5 protein-coding genes are annotated in these 5,677 nt (G+C 71.7%); all 5 read left to right on the forward strand.

From position 1 onward, the window contains the following. Positions 1–469: carboxyl transferase domain-containing protein (locus AC30N0_RS00050; RefSeq protein ID WP_489515899.1), on the forward strand; the 469-nt coding region annotated here is incomplete at its 5' end. A gap of 11 nt (positions 470–480) precedes the next feature. Further along, the gene (locus tag AC30N0_RS00055; protein WP_489515900.1) at positions 481–2,520 is read left to right on the forward strand and encodes an acetyl-CoA carboxylase biotin carboxylase subunit; all 2,040 of its coding nucleotides are present in this window, start codon (positions 481–483) and stop codon (positions 2,518–2,520) included. After that, on the forward strand, positions 2,517–3,056 hold the full coding sequence (locus AC30N0_RS00060; RefSeq protein WP_489515901.1) for a VOC family protein: 540 nt from the start codon (positions 2,517–2,519) through the stop codon (positions 3,054–3,056). Before AC30N0_RS00055 ends, AC30N0_RS00060 begins: the two co-directional genes overlap by 4 nt. After that, entirely contained in the window at positions 3,053–3,589 is a 537-nt protein-coding gene (def, locus tag AC30N0_RS00065) for a peptide deformylase (RefSeq protein ID WP_489515902.1), read from the forward strand. Before AC30N0_RS00060 ends, def begins: the two co-directional genes overlap by 4 nt. A gap of 122 nt (positions 3,590–3,711) precedes the next feature. Then, a partial coding sequence (locus tag AC30N0_RS00070) for a DUF6600 domain-containing protein (protein WP_489515903.1) occupies positions 3,712–5,677 on the forward strand: 1,966 nt, incomplete at its 3' end.

The raw sequence follows: 5,677 nt of genomic DNA on the forward strand, positions 1-5,677 counted from the left end.
CGTGACCTTCGTCGACGTGCCGGGCTTCATGCCGGGCACGGCGCAGGAGTACGGCGGCATCATCAAGCACGGCGCCAAGCTGCTGTTCGCCTATGCCGAGTGCACGGTGCCGAAGATCACGGTGATCACGCGCAAGGCCTACGGCGGCGCCTACGACGTGATGAGCTCGAAGCACCTGCGCGGCGACGTCAACTTCGCGTGGCCGAATGCCGAGATCGCCGTGATGGGTGCGAAGGGCGCGGTCGAGATCATCTTCCGCGAGGAGAAGGGCGATCCCAAGAAGCTTGCCGCCCGCGAAGCCGAGTACAAGGCCAAGTTCGCCAACCCCTTCATCGCCGGTGCGCGCGGCTACGTCGACGACGTGATCCAGCCGCACGAGACGAGGAAACGCATCTGCCGCTCGCTGGCGATGCTGCGCGACAAGAAGGTCGACGATCCGTGGCGCAAGCACCGGAACATCCCGCTGTGAGCACGCGCGCCATGTTCAGCAAGATTCTGATCGCCAACCGCGGCGAGATCGCCTGCCGCGTGATCAAGACCGCGCGGCGGATGGGCATCGCGACGGTGGCGGTCTTCTCCGAGGCCGACCGCGACGCGCTGCACGTCGAGCTCGCCGACGAGTCGGTCTGCATCGGTCCGGCCGCTAGCCGCGAATCCTATCTGTCGATGGACCGGATCATCGACGCCTGCAAGTCGACCGGGGCCGAGGCCGTTCACCCCGGCTACGGCTTCCTGTCCGAGAACGAGGTCTTCGCCCGACGCGTCGAGGAAGAGGGGATCGTCTTCATCGGGCCCAAGCACGCCTCGATCGCGGCGATGGGCGACAAGATCGCCTCCAAGAAGCTGGCGGCGGCGGCGAAGGTCAGCACGATCCCCGGTCACAACGAGTCGATCGAGAGCGCCGAGCTCGCGGTCGAGGTCGCGCGCAGGGTCGGCTACCCGGTGATGATCAAGGCGTCGGCGGGGGGCGGCGGCAAGGGCCTGCGCGTCGCCCTCGACGACCGCCAGGCGGCCGAGGGTTTCGTCTCGTGCCGGAGCGAGGCGCTGGCCAGCTTCGGCGACGACCGCGTCTTCATCGAGAAGTTCGTCGAGGAGCCGCGCCACATCGAGATCCAGGTGCTCGGCGACGCGCATGGGAACTGCATCTACCTGTGGGAGCGCGAGTGCTCCATCCAGCGCCGGCACCAGAAGGTGGTCGAGGAGGCGCCGAGCCCGTTCCTCGACGACGCCACGCGCAAGGCGATGGGCGAGCAGGCGGTGGCGCTGGCCCGCGCGGTGCAGTACCAGTCGGCGGGGACGGTCGAGTTCGTCGTCGGCAAGGACAAGCGCTTCTACTTCCTCGAGATGAACACCCGTCTGCAGGTCGAGCATCCGGTGACGGAGTGCATCACCGGCATCGACCTCGTCGAGCAGATGATCCGCGTCGCTGCCGGCGAGCCGCTCGGCTTCGCGCAGGGCGACATCCCGCGCCGCGGCTGGGCCATCGAGTGCCGCGTCAACGCCGAGGATCCCCTGCGCGGCTTCCTGCCGAGCACCGGCCGGCTGGTGGCGTTCCGGCCGCCGCAGCAGACGCTGCTTCCCGGCGAGCTGCAGGCAGCGGGCACGCCCGGCGTGCGCGTCGACACCGGCGTCTACGAAGGCGGCGAGATTCCGATCCACTACGACTCGATGATCTGCAAGCTGATCGCCTGCGGCGCCGACCGCGCCGAGGCGATCGCGACCATGCGCGAGGCGCTCGACGGGTTCGTCATCCGCGGCGTGTCGAGCAATCTCGCGTTCCAGTCGGCGCTGCTCGCGCACCCCCGCTTCGCGGCGGGCGACTTTACGACGGCGTTCATCGCCGAGGAGTACGGCAAAGGCTTCACCATCCCCCCGCCGGGCGCCGATCGCGACGTCCTGGTTGCGCTGGCGGCCGCCTTCAACCGCCGCCTGCTGGCGCGCGCCGCCGGCCTCTCCGGCCAGCTGGCCGGCCACGAGGTCGAGACGGGCGAGGACTTCGTCGCCGTCGAGGCCCATGGCGCCGGCGGGCGCACGCAGACGCCGGCCCGCGTCGAGGTCCACGGCAGCGAGTTCTGGGTGACCATCGCCGGGCGAACCCGTCGGATCTCGTTCGCGACGCCGCTGCGCGACGTCGCCGTGCGCGGCTCCGTCGACGGCGAACCCTTCCAGGCGCAGATCGAGCGGCTCGGCCTCGGCCTGCGCGTGGCACGCAACGGCAGCCAGTTCGAGATCCGCGTCCTTTCCCCGCGGGCCGCCGTGCTCGATTCGCTCATGCCCTACAAGCCGCCGCCCGACCTGTCCGGCTTCCTGCTCTCGCCGATGCCCGGCCTGCTCGTCTCCGTGGCCGTCGCGCCGGGGCAGGCGGTGCGCGCCGGCGAGCGCCTTGCGGTCATCGAGGCGATGAAGATGGAGAACGTCGTCGTCGCTGTGCAAGACGGCGTCGTCGCGCGCGTGGTCGCGAAGCCGGGCGACAGCGTCGCCGTCGACGAGGTCATCCTCGAATTCGAAGCCAGGGCATGAGCGCCGTCAGCGAAGCGTCGCCGCGCCCGTTCACCGTCCTCGGCCTCCAGCAGGTGGCCATCGGCGGCCCGAGCAAGGCGCGCCTGCGCACGCTTTGGGTCGACACGCTGGGCCTGGCCGTGACCGGCAGCTACCGCTCCGAGCGCGAGAACGTCGACGAGGACATCTGCGCCCTGGGCGCCGGCATCGCACGCGTCGAGGTCGACCTGATGGAGCCGATCGATCCCGACGGCAAGCCCGCGGTGCACGCGACGCCGCTCAACCACATCGGCCTCTGGATCGACGACCTGCCCGCTGCCGTTGCCTGGCTCGAGGCGAACGGGGTGCGGATGGCGCCGGGCGGCATCCGCCCCGGCGCCGCCGGCCACGACATCTGCTTCATCCATCCGCGCTCGAGCGAGGCGTTCCCGGTCGCGGGCGAGGGCGTCCTGATCGAGCTCGTCCAGGCGCCTGCCGAGGTCATCGAAGCAGCGCGGGCGGCAACGCCGACCGGCGCGGACAATGCGGCACGAGCCTCCGGAGCGACTTCGACGTGACGATCCATGCCATCCTGAAGATGGGCGACCCGCGCCTGCTGCGCGTCGCGCCACCCGTGCAGCAGTTCGGCACGCCGGAACTGCGCACCCTCGCCGCCGACATGTTCGAGACCATGCGCTCGGTCAACGGCGCCGGCCTGGCTGCGCCGCAGATCGGCGTCGACCTGCAGTTCGTGATCTTCGGCTTCAAGAACAACGAGCGCTACCCGGACGCGCCGCCCGTCCCGGAGACCATCCTTCTCAATCCGCGCATCGAGCCGCTCGACGATGCCGAGGAGGAGGGCTGGGAAGGCTGCCTGTCGGTGCCCGGCCTGCGCGGCATCGTGCCGCGCTTCGCGCGCATCCGCTACCGTGGCTTCGACCTCGACGGCGTGCCGCTCGAGCGCGAGGCCGACGGCTTCCATGCGCGCGTCGTCCAGCACGAGTGCGACCACCTGATCGGCAAGCTGTACCCGATGCGGATCCGTGATTTCAGCCGCTTCGGCTTCACCAGCGTCCTCTTCCCGGGGCTGGACCCCGGCGCCGACGACTGATCGCCCGTGTAAAGGATCGTTTCCGGGTCGGCCGCGCGTCGGCTGGACTCGCCCTGGAACGTTGAACAGCAACGCCGACGCTGCCCGCTCGATACCGGCCTCGCGGTGAAGGAGATCGAGACATGACGAGGACAGCGCAACACCGTTCGGCCGCCGCGATGCGGCATGCGGGGGCGGGGCTGCCAGGCCTCGTCCTGTTCGCCCTGCTCGCGTTCGGCGTCGCCCTGCAGGCCCGCGCTCAGGCCGAGCCGGACATCGACCCGCCGGACCGGGCTGCCCGCCTCAGCGAGGTCTCGGGCCAGGTCTGGCTGTACAGCCCCGACAGCGACGAATGGCTGGCGGTGGCCCGCAACCGGCCGTTGACGACCGGCGACCGCATCGCCACCGACGACGACGCCCGCGCCGAGATCACCCTCGGCAGCACCACGCTCCGCATCGACGCCGCCACCGATCTCGAGATCGTGCTGCTGGACGACGAGCGCTTCTCGCTGCACCTGCATCGCGGCAGCGTCGCCGCCCGCGTCCGCAGCCCGCAGGCCGTGCCCGAGTTCGAGATGAACACCGACGAAGGCCGGTTCCGGCTGCAGGCGGTGGGGCGCTACCGCTTCGATCGCTTCGAGCAGGCCAGCGACGTCACGGTCAAGGCCGGACGGGCCGTGTTCGAGGGGCGCAACAGCGCCCTGGCCGTCCAGGCGGGTCAGCACGCGCAGTTCTGGCTTGACGCCGCAGGTGCGCCGCAGTACACGATGGTGCAGCCGGTGCGCGACGCGTTCGCCACCTGGAACGACGACCGCGACAGCGCCGAGGATCGCGTGGCCGCATCGCGCTATGTCTCGCCCGAGATGACCGGCGCCGCCGATCTGGACCGCTACGGTCGCTGGGAGCAGTCGCCCGACTACGGGCCGGTCTGGCATCCGACGGTCGTGCCCTCCGGCTGGGCACCCTACAGCACCGGGCACTGGGCCTGGATCCGGCCCTGGGGCTGGACCTGGGTCGACGACGCACCCTGGGGCTTCGCGCCGTTCCACTACGGCCGCTGGGTCTATCACCGCAACGTCTGGGGCTGGGCGCCCGGCACCTATGTGCGGCGCCCGGTCTATGCGCCGGCGCTCGTGGCCTGGATGGGCGGCTCACGGGGGAGCGTCTCGGTCTCGATCGGCGGCGGCCCGGCGGTCGGCTGGTTCCCCCTCGCGCCGCGCGAGGTCTATGTCCCGTACTACCGGGTCAGCTCGCGCTACGTCCGCAACATCAACTTCACGCACGTCACCAACGTCACGGTGATCGACAGCTACTGGCGCAACCGCAACGGCGAGGCCGACCGGCGCGACTTCTCCAACCGCAAGTTCCCGCACGCCGTGACGGTCGTGCCGCAGAGCGTGCTGACCGGCCGCCAGCCGGTGGCGCCGGTGGCCGGCCGATTCCGCAACGACCCCCAGGTGCGGGCGATGCTGTCCGACGGGCGGTCGCTGGGCGTGAGCACCGCCGCGCCGGTGGCGCTGCCGCAGGGGACAGGCCGGACCGATGGTCGGCCGTCGCGGCCGCCGTTCGAGGGCAGGGCGCCCGGCAGCGGAGACCGGGCCGGCGATCGCCTTGGCGAGCGGCCGGCGCAGCGTCCGGGCGAGCGCATCGGCGAGCGGTCCGAGAGCCGGCCAGGCGAACGGGTGGGCGAGCGGCCTTGGGAGCGGCCCGGCGAACGGACCGGTGAACGCCGGGATCGGCCGGGTGATCGGGTCGGCGAGCGGCCCGGGTCGGCGCCGGCAATGCCGCCGACGGCACCGGCGGCTCCGCTTGTCACCGCTCCCGTCCGCCCGGCGCCCGGCGCCGCCAAAGGGGTCCGTCCGCCGCCCAGCGGGATGGGCCGCGACCCTGCCTTGAACGACGCTGCCGGTCGCGGGCCAGCGCCGCCGTGGCAACGTGGCGCCGATGGCGACAGGACCGGTGGACGCCCCGGTTTCCCGGGGCGGCGCGGCGAGCCGGAGGGTGCCGGCGAGGGTCGCCCGGGCGTGAATCCTCGTCCGGGCGGGATCGCGCCCGTCACGCCCCCTGGCATGCAGGCGCCGCGCCCTGCGGAGCCGCCCCGGGCGGCTG

This window comes from Rhizobacter sp. (assembly GCF_031412495.1).
Taxonomy (GTDB): Bacteria; Pseudomonadota; Gammaproteobacteria; order Burkholderiales; family Burkholderiaceae_C; genus Schlegelella_A.